The sequence below is a fragment of the Streptomyces sp. NPDC059002 genome (assembly GCF_042740435.1).
Classification (GTDB): Bacteria; Actinomycetota; Actinomycetes; order Streptomycetales; family Streptomycetaceae; genus Streptomyces.
Genome location: NZ_JBHYJI010000036.1, coordinates 1 through 23075, shown reverse-complemented (window position 1 = coordinate 23075; position 23075 = coordinate 1). Strand labels below are relative to the sequence as shown.

20 protein-coding genes are annotated in these 23075 nt (G+C 71.7%); 10 read left to right on the top strand and 10 right to left on the bottom strand.

What is annotated here, in order from left to right:
- Positions 1–143 precede the first annotated feature (143 nt).
- From ACFWZ2_RS27900 to ACFWZ2_RS27880, 5 genes are all read right to left on the bottom strand, one after another.
- Positions 144–560 (bottom strand): VOC family protein, encoded by a 417-nt coding sequence (locus tag ACFWZ2_RS27900; protein WP_384550238.1) that lies wholly within the window; start codon positions 558–560, stop codon positions 144–146.
- Between the two features lie 123 nt (positions 561–683).
- Complete coding sequence (locus ACFWZ2_RS27895) at positions 684–1232, bottom strand: YciI family protein (RefSeq protein ID WP_384550237.1); 549 nt, start codon at positions 1230–1232, stop codon at positions 684–686.
- A 179-nt stretch (positions 1233–1411) separates the two neighbouring features.
- Positions 1412–2392 carry a hypothetical protein gene (locus ACFWZ2_RS27890; RefSeq protein ID WP_384550235.1) on the bottom strand — a complete coding sequence of 327 codons (981 nt, stop codon included), beginning with the start codon at positions 2390–2392 and terminating at the stop codon, positions 1412–1414.
- Positions 2393–2597: 205 nt separating this feature from the next.
- Positions 2598–3005, bottom strand: a complete 408-nt coding sequence (locus tag ACFWZ2_RS27885; RefSeq protein ID WP_384550233.1) for a RidA family protein — start codon at positions 3003–3005, stop codon at positions 2598–2600.
- A 158-nt stretch (positions 3006–3163) separates the two neighbouring features.
- Positions 3164–3826: a TetR/AcrR family transcriptional regulator gene (locus tag ACFWZ2_RS27880; RefSeq protein ID WP_384550231.1), complete on the bottom strand. Its 663-nt coding sequence runs from the start codon at positions 3824–3826 to the stop codon at positions 3164–3166.
- A 211-nt stretch (positions 3827–4037) separates the two neighbouring features.
- Between ACFWZ2_RS27880 and ACFWZ2_RS27875 the strand changes: the two genes are divergently transcribed.
- The 9 genes from ACFWZ2_RS27875 to ACFWZ2_RS27835 all read left to right on the top strand — a co-directional run bounded on the left by ACFWZ2_RS27875 (position 4038) and on the right by ACFWZ2_RS27835 (position 12633).
- Positions 4038–4964, top strand: a complete 927-nt coding sequence (locus ACFWZ2_RS27875; protein ID WP_384550229.1) for an MBL fold metallo-hydrolase — start codon at positions 4038–4040, stop codon at positions 4962–4964.
- 53 nt (positions 4965–5017) lie between these two features.
- Positions 5018–5620, top strand: a complete 603-nt coding sequence (locus tag ACFWZ2_RS27870) for an isochorismatase family protein (protein WP_384550227.1) — start codon at positions 5018–5020, stop codon at positions 5618–5620.
- Between the two features lie 363 nt (positions 5621–5983).
- Positions 5984–6394, top strand: a complete 411-nt coding sequence (locus ACFWZ2_RS27865; protein ID WP_384550225.1) for a hypothetical protein — start codon at positions 5984–5986, stop codon at positions 6392–6394.
- Positions 6395–6767: 373 nt separating this feature from the next.
- Positions 6768–7412 carry a carbonic anhydrase gene (locus ACFWZ2_RS27860; protein WP_384550223.1) on the top strand — a complete coding sequence of 215 codons (645 nt, stop codon included), beginning with the start codon at positions 6768–6770 and terminating at the stop codon, positions 7410–7412.
- A gap of 55 nt (positions 7413–7467) precedes the next feature.
- Complete coding sequence (locus ACFWZ2_RS27855; RefSeq protein ID WP_384550221.1) at positions 7468–9051, top strand: SulP family inorganic anion transporter; 1584 nt, start codon at positions 7468–7470, stop codon at positions 9049–9051.
- A gap of 278 nt (positions 9052–9329) precedes the next feature.
- Entirely contained in the window at positions 9330–9482 is a 153-nt protein-coding gene (locus ACFWZ2_RS27850; protein WP_384550219.1) for a hypothetical protein, read from the top strand.
- A 72-nt stretch (positions 9483–9554) separates the two neighbouring features.
- Positions 9555–10781 carry a hypothetical protein gene (locus ACFWZ2_RS27845; protein ID WP_384550217.1) on the top strand — a complete coding sequence of 409 codons (1227 nt, stop codon included), beginning with the start codon at positions 9555–9557 and terminating at the stop codon, positions 10779–10781.
- A 29-nt stretch (positions 10782–10810) separates the two neighbouring features.
- Complete coding sequence (locus tag ACFWZ2_RS27840; RefSeq protein WP_384550215.1) at positions 10811–11368, top strand: hypothetical protein; 558 nt, start codon at positions 10811–10813, stop codon at positions 11366–11368.
- Positions 11365–12633 (top strand): MFS transporter, encoded by a 1269-nt coding sequence (locus tag ACFWZ2_RS27835; RefSeq protein ID WP_384550213.1) that lies wholly within the window; start codon positions 11365–11367, stop codon positions 12631–12633. Before ACFWZ2_RS27840 ends, ACFWZ2_RS27835 begins: the two co-directional genes overlap by 4 nt.
- A gap of 10 nt (positions 12634–12643) precedes the next feature.
- On the opposite strand, the gene ACFWZ2_RS27830 is transcribed toward ACFWZ2_RS27835, so the two are convergent.
- The 5 genes from ACFWZ2_RS27830 to ACFWZ2_RS27810 all read right to left on the bottom strand — a co-directional run bounded on the left by ACFWZ2_RS27830 (position 12644) and on the right by ACFWZ2_RS27810 (position 17587).
- On the bottom strand, positions 12644–12940 hold the full coding sequence (locus tag ACFWZ2_RS27830) for a hypothetical protein (RefSeq protein ID WP_384550211.1): 297 nt from the start codon (positions 12938–12940) through the stop codon (positions 12644–12646).
- A 109-nt stretch (positions 12941–13049) separates the two neighbouring features.
- The gene (locus ACFWZ2_RS27825) at positions 13050–14672 is read right to left on the bottom strand and encodes an AMP-binding protein (protein WP_384550209.1); all 1623 of its coding nucleotides are present in this window, start codon (positions 14670–14672) and stop codon (positions 13050–13052) included.
- Position 14673: 1 nt separating this feature from the next.
- Complete coding sequence (locus tag ACFWZ2_RS27820) at positions 14674–15972, bottom strand: condensation domain-containing protein (protein WP_384550207.1); 1299 nt, start codon at positions 15970–15972, stop codon at positions 14674–14676.
- Complete coding sequence (locus ACFWZ2_RS27815) at positions 15969–17234, bottom strand: cytochrome P450 (protein WP_384550205.1); 1266 nt, start codon at positions 17232–17234, stop codon at positions 15969–15971. The genes ACFWZ2_RS27820 and ACFWZ2_RS27815 overlap by 4 nt, the downstream gene beginning before the upstream one ends.
- The gene (locus tag ACFWZ2_RS27810; protein ID WP_384550203.1) at positions 17231–17587 is read right to left on the bottom strand and encodes an acyl carrier protein; all 357 of its coding nucleotides are present in this window, start codon (positions 17585–17587) and stop codon (positions 17231–17233) included. The genes ACFWZ2_RS27815 and ACFWZ2_RS27810 overlap by 4 nt, the downstream gene beginning before the upstream one ends.
- 603 nt (positions 17588–18190) lie before the next feature.
- Here ACFWZ2_RS27810 and ACFWZ2_RS27805 point away from each other — a divergent pair.
- A partial coding sequence (locus ACFWZ2_RS27805; RefSeq protein WP_384550202.1) for an amino acid adenylation domain-containing protein occupies positions 18191–23075 on the top strand: 4885 nt, incomplete at its 3' end.

Genomic DNA, 23075 nt, shown 5'->3' with positions numbered 1-23075 from the left:
CCCCTCGGGGGGCGGGCCCCCCCGGGGGGTTCGCGGGGGTCTCCGTTGCCCAAATACTCATCCGCCGGGGGGGGGGTGGGGGGGTGGGGGGGGGGGGGCCGCCGCGGTGGGGGTGTCCGCGTCGCGCCCTCCCGGACCCGGGCTCACTGCTTGCGGGGCTGGCTGAACCGCAGCATGTTGCCGGCGGGGTCGCGGAAGGCGCAGTCCCGGACGCCGTAGGGCTGGTCGATCGGCTCCTGGAGCACCTCGCCGCCCGCGGCACGGATGTGTTCGAAGGTGGCGTCGCAGTCCTCGGTCCGGAAGATGACGCCGCGCAGCAGGCCCTTGGCGAGCAGTTCGGCCATCGCCTGCCGGTCGGCGGGGGCGGCGTTCGGGTCCGCGAGCGGCGGCTCGAGGACGATGTCGACGTCGGGCTGCGTGGGCGAGCCCACGGTCACCCAGCGCATGCCCTCGAAGCCGACGTCGTTGCGCACCTCGAGGCCGAGTACGTCGCGGTAGAAGGGGAGCGCCTTGTCGTGGTCGTCGACGGCGATGAAGGTCTGGGAGAGGTTGATGTCCATGGGATTCACGCTACGAGCGGGGATCCGGACGTGCTTCTCCATTCCTGACCGGTTGCGCGCGCGGCTGCCGTCGGCCCGGCACGGCCCCCGTTCTCCCCTGATGTGTCACCCTCCCCTGATGTGTCACCGCCGTCCGCCGCACTCCCAGTCGTGCACCTCGATGGCGGCGTAGCGGTTCGGGGTCAGTACGGCGCGTGCCGTGTCCGGGCCGGTGGCCAGGACCAGGGCCGCCGTGCCGAGCCAGCCGGTGCCGTCGTCGGACAGCAGCGGGCCGTACGCGATCAGCTCGTCCTGGTTCTGCGGTACGACGAGGTCGGCGGGCTGCCCGGCGCCGAGCCCGAGTACCAGGTAGCGGTCGCCGCCGGTCGTGCCGCCGGGGAAGTCCCACATCGTGCGGCCGAGCAGATTGCGCCAGCGGCGCAGCAGCACGTCGCGGTACACCCCGGCCTGGTGTCCCGGCTCGTCGAAGGCGAAGGCGCGGGCGGCCGCGGGGTCGGGCAGGTCGACGATGTGCAGGCTGCCGGTGGGGGTCTCGCCGTCGGCGGCGAAGGTCGGGCCGCGGGCGATCATCCGCGACTGGTAGTGGTCCATGTACGACCAGTGGTCCTCAAGGAGCTCCTTGCGCAGGGGCAGGGAGCCGGGCCGGTCGCGGTGGTAGCAGAGGAATTCCATGGCGTCGGACTCTTCCCGACGCGCGGCGGCATCTCAAGGGGATTCGGCGCCGCCGACCGCACGCGCCGTGCCGCCGGTCGCCCTCAGCCCTCAGTCCTCAGTCCTCTGAGTCACGTCACCCCATGAAGGGCCGGACTCCTCACGAGAGTTCGGCCCCTCACGGTGTCGCCGTCAAGCGCTCAGTTCCCGGTGTCGTACCAGTAGGCGCCCTGCACGGACCCGCCGCCCTTGGGCGCGTTCTCGCCGCCGATCCACCAGGTCTCCATGCTCCCGGGGATCCGCGACACCGCGGCCACTCCGCCGTAGGCGGCGCCGCTGCCGAAGGCCGCGTGCTGGTACGCGGTCCATTTGCCGCCCTCGTACCAGTGGGCGCCCTTCACCTCGCGCTGGGGGCCGATCCACCAGATCTCCATGCTGCCGGGGATCCGGGACACCGCGGCGATGCCGGTGGACGGCGAGGCGCCGGCGTCGGGTGCGATGCGGTAGCGGCTCCACTGGCCGCCCTCGTACCAGTACGCGCCGTCCAGCGCCGCGATGGCGCCGCCGGTCTCACCGATCCACCAGACCTCCATGCTGCCGGGAATGCGGGAGACCGCGGCCATGCCGCCGTTGACCGAGGCGCTCCGGTCCGGTGCGATGCGGTAGCGGGTCCACTGGCCGCCGTCGTACCAGTGGGCGCCCTCGACCGAGCCTGCGGCGCCGACCCACCAGATCTCCATGCTCCCGGGGATCCGGGACACGGCGGCGATACCGCCCCGCACCGCGGCGCTGCCGTTGGGCGCGATCTGGTAGCGCGTCCACTGGCCTCCCTCGTACCAGTGGGCGCCCTCCACCGAGCCTGCGGCGCCGACCCACCAGATCTCCATGCTCCCCGGGATCCGGGACACGGCGGCGATGTTGCCTTCGTTGTTCACGCTGCCGTTGGGCGCGATCTGGTAGCGCGACCACTGGCCTCCCTCGTACCAATAGGCGCCCTCCACCGAGCCGTTGGCGCCGATCCACCACAGTTCCATGCTCCCGGGGATGCGGGACACGGCGGCCATGCCGCCGCTGACGGAGGCACTGCCGTTGGGCGCGATCCGCTGGCGCGTCCACTGACCGCCCTCGTACCAAAAGGCACCCTCGACCGACTGGTCGATGCCGGTCCACCAGACTTCCATGCTGGTGGAGATCCGCGACACCGCGGTGAGGCCCCGGGTGTCCGTGGCGCTGCGTCCTGGCGCAAGGTTGTATTCATGCCATGAAGCGCACATCTGGAGTCCCCTTCCACTTCCGCACCGGAAAGTAGCAACGGACCAGCGGGAGGGGACCGGCGTGCAGGCGCGCGCTGGGGGCACGGCCGCACGCCCGGCGTACATGGCCGGTTCAGTCCAGGACCGCGGTGGCCTCCACCTCGACCAGGTGGTCGGGCGCGGACAGTGCCGCGACACCGATGAGCGTGCCCGGCGACACGGGGGTGGCCCCCAGTCTCGCGCCCGCCCGCGCCACGCCGTCGAGGAACAGGGGCATCTTGTCGGGCGTCCAGTCCACGACGTACACGGTCAGTTTCGCCACGTCGGCGAAGGAGGCGCCGACGTCGGCGAGGGCGGTGGCGACGTTCAGGTAGCACTGCTCGACCTGGGCGGCGAGGTCGCCCGCGCCGACCGTGACGCCGTCGGCGTCCCAGGAGACCTGTCCCGCGAGGAAGACCTGCTTCGATCCGGTCGCGATCGACACCTGCCGGTAGGCGTCGATCTCCGGCAGTCCGCTCGGATTCACCAGGGTGATGGCCATGCCGCACGCCTCCTCGTCATGAGCGCACGCCGGACGGCTGCCGCCGCACCGGGGCGCTCGTGCTCTCTTGTGGTTACTCGGGAACCGTAGGAGAGCGGCCGCTCACGGGGAAGAACGCACTTTTCCGAAACTCAGGAACCCGAAGGTGACCCAGCAGCTCAGCGCTTCGGACGCAGCGGGCCGAGCGCCGCCTCGTCCACCGGTGCCGTGCCCGTGAGCGTGCCGAGGAGCGCGCGGGCGAGGACCGTCGCCGACTCGACGCGGGTGTCCTCGGGCTCCTCGCCGGTGACCTTGCCGATGACGGCGTCGCGCACCCACTGCGAACTGTCGAGCCCGCCGAACAGTTCGGGGAAGGAGAGGGCCATCAGGCACACCCCGACGTTCGCCGACATGATCGACTGCGCGGCGAGCTCGACGGTCGTACGCAGCCGTCCGACGTCGGCGCAGCGCCGCACCGCGGAGCGCAGCAGCTCCTGGGCGTCGTCGATGGCCCGGGGCTTGGGGTCGCCGAGCGGCGTGAACATGAGCCGGTACAGGTGGGGGTTGCCGAGCGCGTACGCGACATGGCTGTCCCAGGCGATGCGCAGGTCCGCGACCGGGTCCGAAGTGAGCGGATTCTTGCGCTTGTTGGCGAGGAAGCGCTCGAACCCGAGGTCGGCCACCGCCGCGAGCAGGCCCTGCTTGTCGCCGAACTGCCGGTAGATCTCCGGCATGCCCACGCCCGCGCGGTCGCAGATCGCACGGGTGGAGATGGCCGATGCGTCCTTGGTGGCGAGGAGCTCCGAGGTGGCTTCGAGGATGCGGTCGCGTGCGGCAGACATGCGCACCACGATAACGCCGCTAACACCTCGCTTCCCGGTGACGGCCCGCACACCGCCCTGGGCAGGGCGTGCGCGAGCACAACCCTTGAAATCACCGCTAACTTCTTGTGTTAGCGTTACTAACACCTGAGGGAGCCCTCCCCGGGTGATCCACCGCTCGTAGCCCGTAGCCCGTAGCCCGTAGCCCGTAGCGAAAGTGACTGGTGCCCTGATGACACGCAGACGCCCGAAGCTCCTCCGCCGCACGACCGCGGCCGTCGCCGCCACCGCCGGGATCTCCCTGCTCGCCGCGTGCGGCTCCGGCGACGCGGACGCCAAGGCGGACAAGCCCGCCGCCGACGTCGAGCCCGCCGCGTACCGGGCCTTCTCCGTCACGCACATCGGCGGCCCGACCACGATCCTGGAGATCGCCGGGGCCCGGATCCTGCTCGACCCGACCTTCGACGAGCCCAAGAAGTACAAGAGCGGCCTGGAGAAGACGGCGGGCCCGGCGATCAAGGCCGACCGCATCGGGAAGATCGACGCCGTTCTGCTCTCCCACGACCAGCACGACGACAACCTCGACGACTCGGGCCGCGAGCTCCTCAAGAAGGTGCCCGTCGTGCTCTCCACTCCCGGGGCGCACCAGCGGCTCGGCGAGCACGTCGAGGGCATGAAGAGCTGGGACTCCTACGACCTCGAGGTGCACGGCAGGACCATCAAGGTCACCGCCGTGCCCGCCCTGCACGGCCCCGACGGCGTGGACCGCGGCGCCGACGGCGAGGTCACCGGATTCGCGCTCAGCGGCCGCGGCGTGCCGACCACCTACATCTCCGGGGACAACGCCTCGGTCAAGGTCGCCAAGAAGGCCGGCGACGGGATCAAGAAGCGGTTCGGCCGGATCGACACCGCGGTGCTCTTCGCGGGCGCCGCGCGCACCCCGGCCATCCTCGACAACGCACCCCTGACGCTGACCTCGAAGGACGCCGCGACCGTCGCCAAGAAGCTCGGCGCGCGCAAGGTCGTCCCCGTCCACACGGACAGCTGGAACATCTACTCCCAGGACATGAAGAGCCTCGTCGAGGCCTTCGAGAAGCGGGGCGTCGCGGACCGCCTCGTCGTCCCTGCCCCGGCGGGCAAGCCCAAGTCCCTGCGCTGACCTGCGCCTTCACACCTCCACCCACAGATCCCCCGTACGAAAGGACCCCTGTCATGACCGTCTCCCGCACCCTGCGTGACGTCAGCGGACTCGACGACACCCTGCCCCGGCTCAGCGAGTCGGCCCTCATCATGATCGACTTCCAGAACACCTACCGCACCGGTGTCATGCGGCTCGAAGGGGCCGAGGAGGCGCTGGCCGCGGGCGCCCGGCTGCTGACCGCGGCCCGGGCCGCCGGAGCCCCCGTGGTGCACGTCGTCAATGACGGCGGCGAGGGCACGCCGTACGACATCCGGGCCGAGATCGGCGCCATCAGCCCCGAGGTCGCCCCGGTCGACGGCGAGTACGTCGTCGTCAAGCAGGTCCCGAACGCCTTCCACGACACCGACCTGGAAAAGGTCCTGCGCGAGCACGGCGTCGGCACCGACCTGGTCATCGCCGGGTTCATGACGCACATGTGCGTCCAGTTCACCGCGCAGGGCGCCTTCAACCTGGGCTACCGCCCCACCGTCGTCGCCGAGGCGACCGCCACGCGCCCGCTGCCCTCCCCCACCGGCGCGCACCTGCCCGCCGACGTCCTGCAGGCCGCGGCGCTCACCACCGTCGCCGACCTGTTCGGCACGGTGGCCCCGCGAGTGGCCGACCTCGCCGTCTAGGCCGCGGGCCGGATCGGGGACGGCGCCCGCACCGGGCCGCGCGGTCGCACAGGACCGCGCGGCCCCTTCGATGCCCCGGACGCCAATACGACACGACACGCACTCCTGCACACCGACCCCGAACCTCCGCACGGCGCGGGCGAGTTGGCGCGGCCTGGAGCGGCCAGCTGGTGGTGTGCGTCCTGGTGCGGGTGCACCCCGGGGCGGCACGCTCGTCCTCGGGGTCGCCCCGCACGCCCTGCCGCCCGTGCGCGACGCCGCCCTTGCCCTGGTCTCCAGCCCCGCGGCATCCTGCGCGGCCATGGCCCGCGTCTGGCCGTACGGGAGTTGGGCGGGGCGCGGCAGGTCACGCTGTTCCACGAGATGGACGTCAGCGACGCGAACAGCGCGGGCGCGGACGCCCGGCCCGGTGAGGGCGGCTCCGGGGACGCGGGCGGCGGCTCCGTCGGGGGCGACGTCAGCGGCGGGGCGATCTGCACCGGTTCGGGCGCCAGGATCCGGTGCGAGCAGGCGGGCCACGTAAGGACCGACGACACGGCGCGGCTGCCGGCGGCGATCCGGGAGCTGCGCGCGACCCTGGCCCGGCACGAGGGTCAAACCCCAGGTCTTGAGGGCGAGTTGGCGGACGCCGAGGACGAGATCGCCCGCACCGGGGACCTCGGGTCCGCACGGCTGGGGCGGCTGCGTGAGCGCCTTGAGCTCACCGCGCTCACGGCGGCGGGCGGCTCCTCCCTGGCGGCACCGGCCGCGCAGGTGAGTCAGCTGCTGGCGTGAGGCGGCAGTCGGAGGCGGCAGTCGGAGGCAACCCTCCGGCTGACGGTCCCGCATGTCGTCGCGATCGCAAGGAGATTGGTAACGGATTCCCCTCAGCGCCTCCACATGATCTCCACCAGACCCGCGATCAACGGTTGAGACTTTGACCAACTCCCTGGTCAGCGACGTTTATTACTCAATCTTTGGCAAGATTTTGCTCTGTCACCAAAGGTTAATGCGATGGCAAAGTGAGAGACACGGCAGTCGCTCAGGCTGTCTCCCGGGGCGACGTAGCGCCCGCCGCACGGCGGGCAGCACCGCGCCCCGTTGTCACCATCGACCCGACCACACCGCGTCCCGGCTCCCGCCGTACCGACGCAGGAGGCAGGCCACCTTGCAATCACTGATCGAGAACGCCCGTACATTCGCCGCGACCCATGTCGCGGATCCCCGTAACGCCGCGGCCTTCGAGGCCCTCGGAGCCGGACAGTCGCCCGAAGCCCTGTTCATCACGTGCTCCGACTCGCGCGTCGTCCCGACCCTGATCACCGGAGCACACCCCGGCGAGCTCTTCGAACTCCGCACGGCGGGCAACGTCGTGCCGCCCTACCCCTCCGGCGGCGGTCCCATAGCCACCGAAGGCCGCCCCATCAGCGAGGCGGCCACCATCGAGTACGCGGTGTGCGTGCTCGGCGTCCGCGACATCGTCGTCTGCGGGCACTCGCACTGCGGCGCCGTCGGCGCCCTCGTCCGGCGCGAGGACCTGTCGGCCGTGCCGGCCGTCCGCGACTGGCTCGAGCTCTCCGTCGCACCCGACGACGCCCTGCGCTCCACCCCGCCGGACTCGCCGGACGTGGCCGAAGCCGTGCAGACCCACGTCCTGTCACAGGTGGAGAGACTGCGCACGTACCCGTGCGTGAGGGAGCGGACCGCCGACGGTTCCCTCACCCTGCACGCCTGGTACTACGAAGTGCACACCGGCACCGTCTCCACGCACCGCCCGTCCGAGGACGGCCGGCCGGCGTTCGGTCCGCTGTGAGGGCCACCGCCCCCCCACCGCCAGGACCGCTCCCACGACAGGACCCCCCACCCTCATGTCCTCCTTCAGCCATCCACTCCTCTCCCCCTACCGCGCGCTGCGTGAACCGGGCGCCCTGCGCCGGGACTTCCTCGCCTCGCTCGTCGTCTTCCTCGTCGCCCTGCCGCTCTGCGTCGGGGTGGCCGTCGCCTCCGGTGTGCCCGCCGAACTGGGCCTGGTCACCGGCATCGTCGGCGGTCTGGTCGTCGGCTTCCTGCCGGGCAGCACCCTCCAGGTGAGCGGTCCCGCGGCCGGACTCACCGTGCTCGTCTTCGAGGCGGTACGGGAGTTCGGGCTCGGCATGCTCGGCGCGATCGTGCTGCTCACCGGCGCGCTCCAGATCGCTCTCGGACTGCTGCGCTGCGGCCGGTGGTTCCGGGCGATCTCGGTGTCCGTCGTCCAGGGCATGCTGGCGGGCATCGGACTCGTCCTGATCCTCGGTCAGCTGTACACCATGGCCGGGGCCGAGCAGCCGCTCTCCGGGATCGACAAGATCGCCGGGCTGCCCGGGCTGCTCGCCGACACGCTGGGCTCCACCACGTCGCTGACCGCCGCGGCCATCGGCCTCGGCACCATCGGCGTGCTCGTGCTGTGGCCCAGACTGCCCGCGTCGGTACGCCTGGTGCCCGCGCCGCTGGCCGCCGTCGCCCTCGCCACCGCCGTGACCGCCGGGCTGCGCCTGGACGTCGCGAACGTGACGGTGCGCGGTCTGGTCGACGCCGTCCAGCCGCCGGGGCTCGGCGATCTGGCGGACCTCGGCAGCCTGGCCGTGCTCGGCACCGTCCTCGCGTTCACCCTGATCGCCTCCGCCGAGTCGCTGTTCAGCGCGGCCGCAGTGGACCGCATGCACGACGGTCCGCGTACGCACTACGACAAGGAGCTGGTCGCCCAGGGCGTCGGCAACACGGTGTGCGGCGTGCTCGGGGCGCTGCCGATGACCGCGGTCATCGTGCGCAGCTCCGCCAACGTCCAGGCGGGCGCCCGCACTCCGCTCTCACGGATCCTGCACGGCGGCTGGCTGCTGCTCTTCGCAGTGCTGCTGCCCGCGGCGCTCGGCATCATCCCGCTGGCGGCGCTCGCCGGTGTCCTGGTGCACGCGGGCTGCAAGCTGATCCCCGTCAAGGAGATCGTGCCGCTCGCCCGCGCGCACCGGGGCGAGGCCGTCGTCCTGGCCACGACCGCGATCGCCATCGTCGTGACCAACATGTTCGAGGGCGTGATCATCGGCCTGGTCCTCGCGGTGGTCAAGTCGGCCTGGGAGACCTCCCATGTGCACGTGGACGTACGGGAGTTGACCGGGGGCCGACTGGTGGTGACCCTCACCGGGAACGCCACGTTCCTGCGGCTCCCCCGCATCCTGGAGACGTTGGAGGCCATGCCCAAGGACCGGCCGATCGAGCTGGACCTGACCGTCGTACGCCACTTGGACCACGCGTGCCGCACGACGCTGGAGAACTGGGCGCTGCGGCACAACGACAGCGGAACGGAAGCGGTGCGGATGAAGACGCGCCCCGTGGCCGGTTCCGCGGCCGACGCCGAAGTCGATTCCCTGGCCGATTCCGCGGTCGCGGAGTCCGTGCGGGCGCGCACGCGGCGCTGACGCCCGCCCGAACGACACCCTGACCCGCCGCGCGCCGCTGTGCCCGCGCGCGGTGGGTCGGGCGTGCCCGCGCGCGGTCGGTCCGCGTGCGGCGGGTTCGGCGTGCCCGCGCGCGGTGGGTCGGGCGTGCCCGTGTGCCACGTCTGGCCCAACCCGGGCCCAGAGATGCGATTTACGCCATCCAGTCCGCCCCTGTTGACTTCCCCTTGACCATCTCTTTACGTTTGATGGCGAGGGGACAAACTCCCTCAAATCCCTTTAACCAGGAGGAATTCATCATGGAGAAGCTCATCAAGCGCATGACGGAAGAGTCCGTGTGGCAGAAGTGGGTCGCCGCCAACTCGGCCCAGGGCGCGAAGGACGGCTGCATCAGCGCCACGCCGAAGAGCGGCTGCATCAGCGCCACCGGCAAGACCGGCTGTATCTCCTGACCCGCTGATGTCACGGGGCCGCCGCCGTTCGCAGCGGCGACGGCCCCGCCCCCTCCCCACCCCGGAGCCCTCTTGAACCGCCTGCCGAGCGCCGACGTCCTTGACCAGGTCCGCGACATCCCCCTCTACCGCGACTCCGTCGAGCGCGGGGACTTCCCGATCCTCGAGAAGCCGGAAATCGCCAGGGACTTCCCCGACAACTGGATGACCCCCGAGCTGGCCCGCGCCCTGGAGGCGGGCGACGCCGAGTTCGTCCTGTCCACCGGCACCAACCACGCCCGGATGCAGCTCATCCGGCCGCCGTACTTCCTGCTCCGCTCCTACTACCGGCTGTGGAGCGAACACCCCGACCTCGGCGCCAGCTGGCACGGGGGCGCGTCGCGGATCTCCCTGACGACGGTGCTCGCCACCGAGCACGTGGCCCGCGTCAACGCAGGCAAGCCCGGCGCCACACCGGGCGAGCGCTGGCTCGACGACCGCACGCTGTACCTCAACCGCCGTCTGGACCCCGACGATTGGGACCGCGCCGAGGTCGAGCGGATGCTCGCCGAGATCCGCGAGGTCAGCGCCGCGCACCCGGACGGCTCGTACCTCCTGGACTGCTCCGGGAACCATCTGGCGCACCTGGTCCGCAAGGTCACCGAATGGGACCTGTGGGACGGCTTCCCGCGCCCCGCCGGCATCGTCCACGCCTATGAGTACGCGCCGTTGAACGTCCGCGCGTATCTGCGCAGCCACTTCGACTGCCCCGTCGTCGACCTGTTCGGCAGCACGGAACTCGGCTACCTCTTCTACAGCGAGGCCGACGGCGGCTACCGGCCCTATCTGCACGGCATGAGCGTGGAGTTGATCCCCGTGGAGCCGGGCAGCGGCATCCACAGCCTCATCGTCACCAGCGTCCGCAACCCGTACATGCCGCTGGTCCGCTACCGCTCGGGCGACTGCGTCCGCACCAGCGACGGCAGTGCCGACCCGGAGCGGATCATCTCCTTCTGCGGCCGCGAGAAGGAACTGCTCCCCGCGCCCGAAGGACCCGTCGCGCAGGCCGACTTGGACGCGCGCGTCGCCGCCGTCTCCCCCCGCGTCTTCCTCCAGCAACTGCACCTGACCGGCGACGGCACGTGCCGCCTGCGGTACACGACCTTCGACGGCGCACCGCTCACCCCCGGCGACGAGACGGAACTCGCCCTGTCCATCCACGCGTTGACCGGCCGCTCCTGCCGCGTGGAGCACCACGCCCGGGTGCCGATCGGACGCTCCGGCAAGTACGCCTGGCTGACCGCGCAGGACCCGGCGTGACGCCACTCCCCTACGTACAGGACACAGCGATGCCCACAGACACGCACACCGCCGCCCCCACCGCCCAGGACCTCCTCGGCACGGCTCTGCACGACGAGGTCGTACGGCACTTCGCGGAGCAGCCCGACGCCCCGGACCCCGCCTTCGTCACGCACCAGGTCCGCGAATGCGTCCGCTACCTCTACCTGGTCTCCCGCCACCCCGACCGGCTCGGCGGCCTCTTCCTGCCCGTCGAGCAGGACATCGACGAGATCTGGCACTACCTCATCCTGCAGACCCGCGAGTACCGGGAACTGTGTGAACAGCGGCTGCCCGGCGGCCACTTCATCCACCACCGCAGCATCTCGTACGACGCCTACCAGGCCGACCCGGGGCGCGAGACGGCCGCCGAGGAGGCGCTGCGGTGGATCCCCCTGTACACCGCCGCGTTCGGCCCCTTCGACGAGGACGCCCTGCCGCACTGGACGGTCGTCCGGTTCCTGCACGACCAACTGGGCCTGTCCCTGGCCGAGATCGCGGACCTCGACGCGGGTACGGGGACAGCGGGTAAGGGGACACTCGACGCGGGCGCGGGGACAGCGGCGTGACCGACACGGCGCCGCGGACCGGGGAAGCGGCGCCGCCGCGCGTGCCGCGGCGCCTCCTGACCGTGCTCGTCGTCTCGCAGACGCTCGGCGGCGCGGGCATGGCGGCCGGTATCACGGTCGGCGCCCTCCTCGCCGAGGACCTGCTCGGCTCCACCGGCCTCGCCGGGCTGCCGACCGCGCTGTTCACCGGGGGCGCGGCCCTCGGCGCCGCGGTCATCGGACGGATCTCGCAGCGGCACGGGCGCCGTCCGGGGCTAGCCATCGGGCACGGCGCCGCCGCGCTCGGCAGCGCCGGAGTGGTCGCGGGCACCGCGGGGCAGTGGGCGTGGCTGCTCCTGACGTCGCTCTTCGTGTACGGGGCGGGCACCGCGACCGGGCTGCTCGCCCGGTACGCGGGCGCCGACCTCGCCCCGCCCGAGCGGCGCGGCCGCGCCACCGGCACGGTCCTGCTCGCCACGACCCTGGGCGCGGTCGTCGGCCCGAACCTCGTGGGACCGACCGGCGCGCTCGCCCACGCCTGGGACATCCCGCGCCTCGCGGGCCCCTTCCTCCTCGCCACGGTCGCCTACGCGGCGGCGGGCCTGGTGCTGTGGGTGTGGCTGCGTCCGGATCCACTGCTGCTGGCCCGGCCGGGGCAGGGGGAGGGGGAGGGGCGCGGGCCGGTTCCGCCGCCGCGTTCGGCCGATGTGCCGTCCCCGTCCCCCGACCGTCACGCGCCCGGCCTCGTCACCGGCGCCACCGTGATGATCACCGCCCAGCTGGTGATGATCGCCGTGATGACGATGACGCCCGTCCACATGACCGGGCACGGACACGGCACGCAGGCCGCGGGGTTCGTCATCGCGCTGCACGTGGGTGCGATGTTCCTGCCGTCGCCGCTGAGCGGTCTGCTGGTGGACCGGATGGGGCGGCTGCCGGTGGCCGCCGCCTCCGGTGCCGTACTGCTTGCCGCCTGTCTGTTCGCGGCGCTGGCCCCGCCCGACAGCGTGCCCCTGCTGGCCTGCGCGCTGGTCCTGCTCGGTGTCGGCTGGAACCTGGCACTGGTCAGCGGCACGGCCCTGATCACGGATGCCGCGGCCGCGGACCGGCGCGCTTCGGTGCAGGGGCTCGTCGACGTGGGTGTGTCCCTGGCGGGTGCGACGGGCGGCATGGCATCCGGCCTTGTGGTGGCGGGCGGCGGCTATCCCCTCCTGGCGGTGGCCGCGGGCACGCTCGCCCTCGCGGTGATCCCCTTGGTGGCGCTGCGGGGCGCGAACGGGCGCTGACCTCCGGAGGTCACCGGTCCCTGCCGCACCCCTTGTCCTTGCAGTGTTCGAGGGGATTCACGAAGAACTGGACGGCTCCCGACGCGAGGACCTCGGCCATGGCCCGCTTCCAGCGCGGTGAGCAGTCCTCCAGGGTCTGGGCGAGCTCGAAGTAGCAGAGGCCCGCCTCGGTCCGGTCCTCGATGGTGGCGCAGGGTTCGGGCACCTCGGCGCCCGGGGCCGCGGGGGCAGCGGCGGCGGGGCCCGCCGTCAGGACGGTGGCCATCAGGACGGTGCCGGCCAGGGATGCCGCGATGTGACGGGACATGGGTGACTCCTTCTCGGAGCTTCTCGGAGCTTTTTCGGAGCTCTCGGTGGGACGACTACCTACCGCACTCCCCCGCGCGGGCCGGTGTGTCGCGCGGACGGGGCGTGGTTCACCGGGTCGGCCCTCGTCGCACGGCTGCCGCGCGGCGGTCCAGCGTGGCGTGGTCGACCTTTCCGTTGGGCAGCCGCGGCAGGGCGGGGACGGCGATGACGCGGGCGGGCAGCGCGGTCGTGGGGAGAGTGCGCAGGAGTTGGGCCCTGACCCGCTGTTCGTCGAGCGCGGCGCCCGTCGTGACGACGAAGCCGACCGGCCGGGGCCGGGGCGGTCCGCTCACGCCGACGCCCGCCTCGGTGATGCCGTCGCAGGACATGAGGGAGTGTTCGATCTCGGCCCGCTCCAGGCGCAGTCCGCCCAGTTTGAGCTGGTGGTCGGCCCGTCCGTGGAAGAGCAGTTCGCCGTCCTCGCGGACCGTCACGAGGTCTCCGGTGCGGTAGTGGCGTACGTCGTGCAGGGTGACGAAGCGGCCGGTTCCGTGGTCGTCCTCATCGCGGTCATCGGTGTCGCCTCCGTCGCCGCCCGGGTCCGCGTCGGGGACGGCGAGGCCCGGTCCCGCGATGTACAGCTCCCCCGGACCGCCCGCCTCCGTCGCCTCCGCGATGTGCAGGGTCACTCCGGTGACGGGCCGTCCGATGGGGACGGTGCGGGCGCGGGCGTCGGCGGGTGTGCAGGCGTGGACGGTGGCCCAGACCGCGCACTCGGTCGGCCCGTACTCGTTGTAGAGCTCGGCCTGCGGCAGATCGGCCAGGTGCCGGGCGACCAGGGCGGGTGGGCAGCTCTCTCCGGCCACGATCACCGTGGTGAGCGTACGCAGCCGTGGTCCGAGCCCGCCGCGCAGTGCCGCCCCGTACAGCGAGGGCACCATCAACAGGTGGGTGGCGGCGTGCCGTTCGGCGGCGCGGGCGACGGCCAGCAGGTCGCCCGGCCGTTCACCGGGCCGCTCGCCGGGCACGACGAGCAGTCCGCCGCTCGCCAGCGTCCACCAGATGCCCGCCATGGAACTGTCGAAGGAGATCGACGAGCACAGGAGGAACGCGCCGACGCGTTCGGCGTAGTGGCGCAGGCGCGCGGCGGTGGACCAGCCGAGGGATGTGGCGGAGATCGTCACGGGCTTGGGGAGCCCGGTCGAGCCGCTGGTGAAACAGGTGTACGCGTGGGTGCCGCGCCGGGCGGCGGAGTCGGCGTCCGCCGGGCTGTTCGGCCGCCGCGGAAGGCCCGGAGCACCCCCGGTACTCCGCGCCACCCCCGGCCCCCAGCAGTCGACACGCTCCAGACCCGCGGGCGGTGCGACGACGCTCTCCTCGGGCACGACGACGAGGCGGGCCCCGCTGCGTCGCGCCATGAGTGCTTGCCGGTCCTCGGGGAAGCCCGCGTCGACCGGTACATAGCGGCAGCCCGCCCGCAGGATCCCGAGCAGCGCGGCGATCGTGCGGCGGGACGCGGTGCCGTGCACCACGACCGGTTCGTCGGGCCGCGCGCCGCGGGCGAGCAGGGCGCGGGCGACCGTGCGGGACGCCGCGTCGAGTTCGCGGTAGCTGAAGGTGCCCGTGCCGTCGGCGACCGCCGCGGCGCGGCCGCCGAGGCGGGGCTCGACGAGGTCGAGGATGTGCGGCGGCCGGCCGGTGGACGCAGGCCCGGCGAGCCGGACTTCGCCGGTGGGGCGGGCCTCCGTCATGTCAACGGACCAGTTCGGTGAGGGTGTTCAGGTAGGTGTCGACGGCGCGTTCCATCCATGCGGCGCTGAACAGGTGCGCGTCGTAGGTGACGTATCCGCCGGGTTCGTCGTCCCAGCGCATCGTCCACAGGAAGGGCATCGGGATGGGCAGCGGCGGCTGGGTGTCCAGCGCGAGGCGGTCGAGGGCGAGGGCGGGCGGCCGTGCCGCCGGGCGTTCCGGCGGGCGGACGATCATCTGGAACACGGGGGCGACCAGGTCGCGTGCGGTCATCCGTTCCAGGAGGTGCGGGTTCTCCGCCAGGACGGGGGCCAGCGGGATGTCGTTCGCGTACGCCTCGCGGCAGCGCCGGTCGACGAGCGGGCACAGCTCCCGCAGGTCCTCAGGGGCGCGCGAGCCGGAGTGTTCGACGCGGATCTGCAGGACGTTGAGCAGGAATCCGACGGTGTCCCATTCGGAGGGGATGCGGCCCGCGGTGACGACCGAGATCATCGCGTCGCCCGGCGGCAGGAGCGCGCCGACGAAGGCGGTCAGGAGCACGGTGAAGGGCGTGGTGCGGGCGCGCCGGGCCGTGGTCCGCACCGCGGCGCGCAGTGCGCCGTCGATCCGGAAGGGGTGCACGGCGGTCGGCCCGGGCGGGGCGTCGGGGGTCTCCGCGGGCAGCCCGAGATCCGTCGTACCGGCGAGCCGGTCCCGCCAGTACGGCAGTGCCTCGCCGATGCGGGCCTGCCACTTGTCGCCGCGGTCCTCCGTGGCGATGTCGGTGTACTGCATGACGTCGGCCGACAGCGGTGGTTCGTCGTGCAGCCGGGCGGTGTAGGCGGCGGCGAGGTCGCGGGTGAGCACGTCCTGCGACCAGGCGTCGGCCGCGATGTGGTGGGCGACGAGCACCAGGACCGCCTCGTCGTCGCTGACCCGCCCCAAGTAGGCCCACAGCAGCGGGGGTTCGTCGCACGGATGGGGGCGGGTGGTGACGTCGGCGATCCATGCGTCGGCCGACAGGCCGGGGGCGAGCCGGGTGACGGTCAGCCGGGACGGCATCGGGGGCAGCACCTGCTGGCGCAGGGTGCCGCCGTCGCGCAGCAGCAGGGTGCGCAGCGCGCCGTGCCGGGCGACGACGTCGTCGAGGGCCCTGCGCAGCCCCCGTTCGTCCACCGCCCCTGTCACGCGGTAGGCCGCGCGGACGAGGAAACCCGGCTGCAGGACGGTGCCGGGCAGCAGTGTCTCCACGAGGTTCAACAGCTCTTGCGCGTACGTGGGTCGGTGGATGTCGTGCGTCGCGTGGGGCGTGGCTGCCGTCACCGGGCCACCTCCTTCTGCCTCGGCCGGACGCGTACGGGCAGGTGTGTGATGCCGGAGAGGAACGTGGAGCGCGCCCGCCGTGGCGTGCCCGTCACTTCGATCTCCGCGTACCGGGCGAACAGTTCCGCGAAGAACAGCCGGAGCGTCACCCGGGCGATGCTCGCGCCCGCGCAGTAGTGGGGGCCCGCGCCGAACGCGAGGTGCCGGTTGCGGCGGCGGCCCGGGTCGAAGACGTCGGGGCGGGTGAAGACGGTGCCGTCGCGGTTGGCGGAGCCGAGCCAGGCCACGACCGGGTCACCGGCGCCGAGGGGCATGTCGGCGAGCACGACGGGACGGCGCGCGTACCGCATGAAGTGCCGTGCGGGCGACGCCCAGCGCAGCGCCTCCTCCACACCGCTGTCGAGCAGGTCCGGGTCCGCGGCCCAGTCCGTGTACCGGCCGGTGCGGGACAGTTCGAGGACGGCGGCGGGCGGGACGTGCGCCAGCGTCACGCTCGCGCCGAGCAGCAGGCTGTAGCAGTTGGACAGGACCTCGCCGGGCGTCAGGCGCGCGCCGTCGACCTCCATCGACAGGAGTACGTCGACCAGGTCGCCGGCGCCCTCGGCCAGGTCCCGGTCCGCGTCCTCGGGCGGTCGGCGCCGCCGTTCGCGCACCAAGTCGGCGAAGTACGCGAAGAGTTCGCGGTGCCCGCGCTGCAGGGTGGCCTCGGGGCCGCCGGGCAGCTGATGCTCGGGGTCGTCCTCGGCGGCGCACATCATCGCGAGCCGCACGAGGCGGGGGCGGTCCCGCGCGGGCAGTCCGAGCAGCGGCCCCAGCACCACGAGCGGCAGCTGCGCGCAGGCCGCGGCGAAGTCGAACGTCCGCTCCGCGCCCGGCGGCACGTCGGGCAGCAGCTCGCGGATGCCCGCCCGGATCTGCCCGGCGTGCGCCTCGGCCGACCGCAGGCGCAGGGCCCGGTGCAGCGGTGCGCGCATCCGGTCGTGGCGCGGCGGGTCGGTGACCGCCATCTGGCGGCCCGCGGCCGGGTCGTCCCGGCCCAACAGGCTGAGCAGCGTGCCGCGTTCGGAGGTGAAGGACACGTGGTCCTCCAGGACGCGCTCGACGTCCTCGTACCGGGTCACGGACCAGAACCCGAGCGTGCCGGAGACGGCCTGCCAGGCCACGGGCTCGTGCTCCCGCAGCGCGCGCCAGGCCGCGTACGGATCGCCGTCCGCGTACAACTCCGGGTCCGCGAGGTTCACATCGGCGGGCCTGGTGGTCACCGCCCCGGCTCCCGGTCCGTCGCGGCACCGTTCTTCGCCGCCGTCTCCACGGCCTCGGCGAGTGCCGCGATCGTGGGCGTCATGAACAGCGCGGCGGCGGGCACCTCCACGCCGAATTCCTGGTCGATGGCCAGCTGCAGCTCGGCGGCGAGCAGGGAGTCGCCGCCGAGTTCGAAGAAGTCGTCCTCGACTCCGATGGACGTGATCTCCAGGCCGGTGCTCCAGAGGGCGACGAGTCTGTGTTCGACGGTGGTCCGTGGCTCGATGTAGTCGGAGCTCATGCCGAGCGCTGCGCGGCTCGTACCGAACGCTTCGCGCGCTCCGGCACCGTCGACTGCGGGACGGTCGTCCACCGGCATCAGCCTCCCCCAAGGCGTGTCGAGGCGGTGTCCGTCGACCCTGACAGGACCCGGACGGAGCGGCAACAGCCCTTTCCTGCCAAACGCTCTTCAAAGGTTTTCCAAAGGGATGCAAAGAGCGGGTCAAGCGCCGGACACACCACCGACAACGCACGGGGAGCAATAGAACTCGGGAGCACACGGAACCATCACCCGCACCCCACGGAACTCACCTCCCCCGCGCCCCGCACATGCACACGGACACCCACCACTTGAGAAACAACGATTACCCCCACCCTCATTCTGGCGACGTTTTCGCGCATTGCCCGAATCGAGGTATTGTCGCAGTTCAGAGCCGCAGCAGGCGCCGCCAGACAATTCGATGACCCCGCCATTCAAGCCCCACCCATGTGGCGCGAATCACATCGATAAGCGCTTCGCCATGTGGTTCAGTGTCTTTTCTGCACTGTATTTACAAAAGAACGAGTCATGGGGGAATTCAGCGTAATGCGGCCCGACGCTCAAGGCTACTCCCTGCCGATATCAAGCGATTATCAGCATTCCACTGTTGCCGATATCTTCGAGGCCCAGGCACGGCGCACACCGAATGCGACCGCCGTGCTCTGCGGGGCTGAACAGCTGACGTACGCGCAGCTGGAGCGGCGGGCCGACCGCCTGGCCCGGCTGCTGGTCGAGCACGGCGTGGGACCGGAGCGAGTGGTCGCCCTCGCGCTGCCCCGCGGGCCCGAGATGATCGTGGCGCTGCTCGCCGTCATCAAGGCGGGCGGCGCATATCTGCCGGTCGACGCGACCTACCCCCGCCCGCGCATCCGCTTCATGCTCGAGGACGCGAACCCGATCCTCCTCGTGACGACGGCCGACCTCGACGGCGAGGTCGACGCCCCCGACTCGCTTCCCCGGCTCGTGCTCGACGCGGCCGACACGCTCGCGGCACTCGACGCCCTGGACGCCCCCGACGCCCCCGACGCCCTCGCGGACACCACGCCGTCCGCGCCCCGTGCCGTCGCGTCGAACGCCTGCTACGTGATCTACACCTCGGGTTCCACCGGCACCCCCAAGGGCGTCGTCGTCACGCACCGGAACGTGGTCCGCCTCTTCGACTCCATAGGCCGGCGGCTGCCGTTCACCGCGGACGACACCTGGACCCTGTTCCACTCCACCTCGTTCGACTTCTCCGTGTGGGAGATCTGGGGCGCCCTGCTGCACGGCGGGCGACTGGTCGTGGTCCCGTACGAGACGAGCCGTTCACCCGTGGACTTCCTGCGGCTGCTCGTCGACGAGCGCGTGACGATGCTCAGCCAGACCCCGTCGGCGTTCCACGGCCTGATGCGCGCCGACCAGGAGAACCCCGCGCTGGGCGACGCCCTGTGCCTGCGTGCCGTCGTCTTCGGCGGCGAGGCGCTCGACCTGGGGAGTCTCGCGGGCTGGTACGAGCGCCATGACGACCGCGCCCCGCTGCTCATCAACATGTACGGCATCACCGAAACCACCGTGCACGTCACCTACCGGGAACTCGACCGCCAGCAGGCGGTCGCCAGTGCGGGCAGCGCCATCGGTGTGCCGCTCGCCGACCTCGACGCCCATGTGCTCGACGACGCGCTGCGGCCCGTCGCCGACGGCGTGACGGGTGAGCTCTATGTCGCGGGCGCGGGTCTGGCCCGCGGCTATCTGGACCGGGCCGGGCTGACCGCCGCACGGTTCGTCGCCTGCCCCTTCGGCGACGGGCAGCGCATGTACCGCACCGGCGACCTGGTGCGCCAACACGCCGACGGCGGCCTGGAGTTCGTCGGCCGCGCCGACGACCAGGTGAAGATCCGCGGCTTCCGCATCGAGCTGGGCGAGGTCGAGTCCGTCGTCGCCGAGCACCCCGGAGTCGCCCAGGCCGCGGTGATCGCACGCGAGGACGCGGCCGGGGAGCAGCGGCTGATCGGATACGTCGTAGGCGCCTCCGAAGGTTCAGCCACACCGGACGACGACAGCGCCGACGGCGTCGCCGACGCGCAGGTCGACGAGTGGCAGCAGATCTACGACGACCTCTACACCGACGCCGCGAGCGCCCCCTGGGGCGAGAACTTCATCGGCTGGAACAGCAGTTACGACGGACAGCCCATCCCCCTCGACCACATGAGGGAGTGGCGAGATGCCACCGTGGACGCCATCCGCGCCCTCAACCCCCACAACATCCTCGAAATCGGCGTCGGCACCGGCCTCCTCCTCTCCCAGCTCGCACCCCACTGCGAGAGCTACTGGGGAATGGACCTGTCGAGCGCGGTGATCGACGGACTCAAGGCCCAACTGGCGCGCACGCCTGACCTGTTGGGGCGCGTGGAGCTGCGGAATCAGCCCGCCCATGACGTACGCGGCCTGCCCACAGGCCACTTCGACGTCATCATCCTCAACTCCGTCATCCAGTACTTCCCCAGCGCCGACTACCTCACCGACGTCATCACCCAAGCCCTCCAACTCCTCACCCCCGGCGGCGCCCTCTTCATCGGCGACATCCGCAACCTCCACACCGCCCGCACCCTCCACACCGCCATCCACCTCCACCACACCCACACCGACACCACCACCCTCCGCGCCACCATCGAACGCGCCCTCGTCCGCGACAAAGAACTCCTCATCGCCCCCGAATACTTCACCGCCCTCCAATCGACCGGCAGCATCCCCACCCACACCACCGAAATCCACCTCAAACAAGGCCACAACCACAACGAACTCACCCGCCACCGCTACAACGCCATCCTCCACAAACACCCCCACACCACCCACGACCTCACCACCACACCCCACCACCACTGGGGCCAAAACCCCACCACCACCACACACCTCACCGAACTCCTCCGCACCCAACACCCCCACCCCCTACGCATCGACGCCATCCCCAACGCCCGACTCACCACCGAAACCGCCGCCGTACACCAACTGGCCACCGGAGCAGACGAAACCGAGACCGAGATCGAACCCGGGATCGAACCCGAAGAACTGCACCAGATCGGCGCCGAGTTGGGATACCGGACCGTCCTCACCTGGTCCACGCACCGCGAGGACGGCATGGACGCCGTGTTCGTCCCGCGTGACGACGACGCCGCGCGTGCCGTGCCGATCGAGCTCTGTCCGCCGCTCGCCGAGGGACCGGTCAACCTGTCGTCGTTCGCCAGCGATCCTGCGGCCGCCCGCGACATCGGTTCCTTCGTGACGTCCCTCAGGGAGCATGTGCGCGGCAGGGTCCCGGAGTTCATGGTTCCGTCGGCCTTCGTGGTCCTCGACTCCTTCCCCTTGACCGCCAACGGGAAGCTGGACCGGGCCGCGCTGCCGGAACCGCGGTTCGGTGCGGTCTCGTCGCGTGCGCCCCGGACGCCCGTCGAGGAGGTCCTGTGCGGGCTCTTCGCCGACGTCCTGGGGCTGCCCGAGGCCGGTGCGGAGGACGACTTCTTCGATCTGGGCGGGCATTCGCTGCTCGCGACGCGCCTGCTGTCCCGGGTGCGCTCGGTGTTCGGCGTCGAGTTGGGTGTCCGGGTGCTCTTCGACGCGCCCACGGCAGCGTCTCTCGCGCGCGTACTCGGTGGTGCGGGCAAGGCCCGGCGTGCGCTGGAACCGGTGGCACGGCCGGAGCGGCTTCCGTTGTCGTTCGCGCAGAACCGGCTCTGGTTCCTGCACCGCCTGGAGGGTCCTTCCGCGACGTACAACGTTCCTTTGGTCGTACGGCTGACGGGCGCATTGGACGAGCAGGCGCTGGAGTCCGCGCTCGGCGATGTCGTGTCCCGGCACGAAAGCCTGCGGACGGTCTTCCGTGAACACGGCGGCACGCCTTATCAGTTGGTGCTCGACGGCGCGTCCGCGAAGCCGACGCTGCTGAATTCACCGGCCACCGAGGCCGATTGGGAACAGTCCGTGGCGTCGGTGGTACGGCAGCCGTTCGACCTCGGGGAGGACATTCCCCTGCGCGCCGCGCTTTTCGCCCTGTCGCCGCGCGAGCACGTTCTCACCCTCGTCGTTCATCACATCGCCGCCGACGGCTGGTCGCTCGAACCGCTGTGGCGCGATGTCGCCACTGCCTATCGGACACGGTTGCGTGGCGAGATGCCGACCTGGCGGCCGCTGCCTGTGCAGTACGCCGACCACACGCTGTGGCAGCGCGAGGTGCTGGGCGACGCCGCCGACCCGGACAGTGCGCTCGCCCGCCAACTCAACTTCTGGAAGCGGGCACTTGCCGGTCTCCCGACGCGGATCGAGCTGCCCGCCGACCGCCCCTACCCGGCGTCGGCGTCGCATCGCGGCGGATCGTTCACGTTCCAGTGGGACGCCGAGCTGCACACCGGTCTGGTGGCGCTCGCCAGAAGCTCCGGCGCCAGCGTCTTCATGCTCGTGCAGGCCGCGTTGGCCACGCTGCTGTCCCGCTCGGGCGCCGGTGACGACATCCCCATCGGCACCCCCATCGCGGGCCGTACGGACGAGGCGCTCGACGACCTCGTCGGATTCTTCGTCAACACGCTCGTACTCCGTACGGACGTCTCCGGCGACCCCACCTTCCGCGAACTCCTCGCCCGGGTCCGCGAGACCGACCTCGACGCGTACGCCCACCAGGACGTCCCCTTCGAGCACCTGGTGGAGGCCGTCAACCCCGAGCGGACCCTCGCCCACCACCCGCTGTTCCAGGTCATGCTGGCCTGGCAGCAGCCCTTCGACTCGGGGCTCGAACTGCCCGGTCTCACGGCGGAGGGATCCCTTGCGGCCACCGGCATGGCCAGGATGGACCTCGTCCTCAGCGTCACCGAACAACACGCGGCCGACGGCCGTCCCGCCGGGCTCGGCGGTGTCGTCGAGTTCAGCACCGACATCTTCGACGAAGGCACGGTCCGGGCCCTCATGGACCGGCTCGGCCGTCTGACGGCGGCCGTCGTGGCCGATCCCGACCTGCCGGTCCGCGACGTCGACCTACTGAGCGAGGAGGAGCGCCGGCAGGCCGTGTCCCTCTGGAACGACACGGCGTACGAAGTGCCCGAGGCCGCCGGCAGCCCGGCGGAGCTGTTCGAGGCGCAGGTGGCGCGCGGCCCGGAACGCACGGCCGTCGTCTTCGAGGGCACGGAGCTGACGTACGGGGAGCTCAACTCCCGTGCCGACAAGCTGGCTCGGCACCTCATCGACCAGGGCGCCGGTCCGGAACGCGTCGTCGCGCTCAAGCTCCCCCGGTCCGCCGAGATGGTCGTCGCCGTGCTCGCGGTGCTCAAGTCCGGTGCCGCGTATCTCCCCATCGACCCGGCGTATCCGGACGAGCGGATCCAGTTCATGCTGGACGACGCCCGCCCTGTTCTCGTACTCGATGGAACCGGCCCGGAGGCGGGCACGGGCACGGGTGGCCATCCCGCAGTGCGCCGCCCCGCCGTGGTCCGGCATCCGCAGCACCCCGCGTACGTCATCTACACCTCGGGCTCCACAGGCCGCCCCAAGGGCGTCGCCGTACCCAACAGCGCCGTGGTGA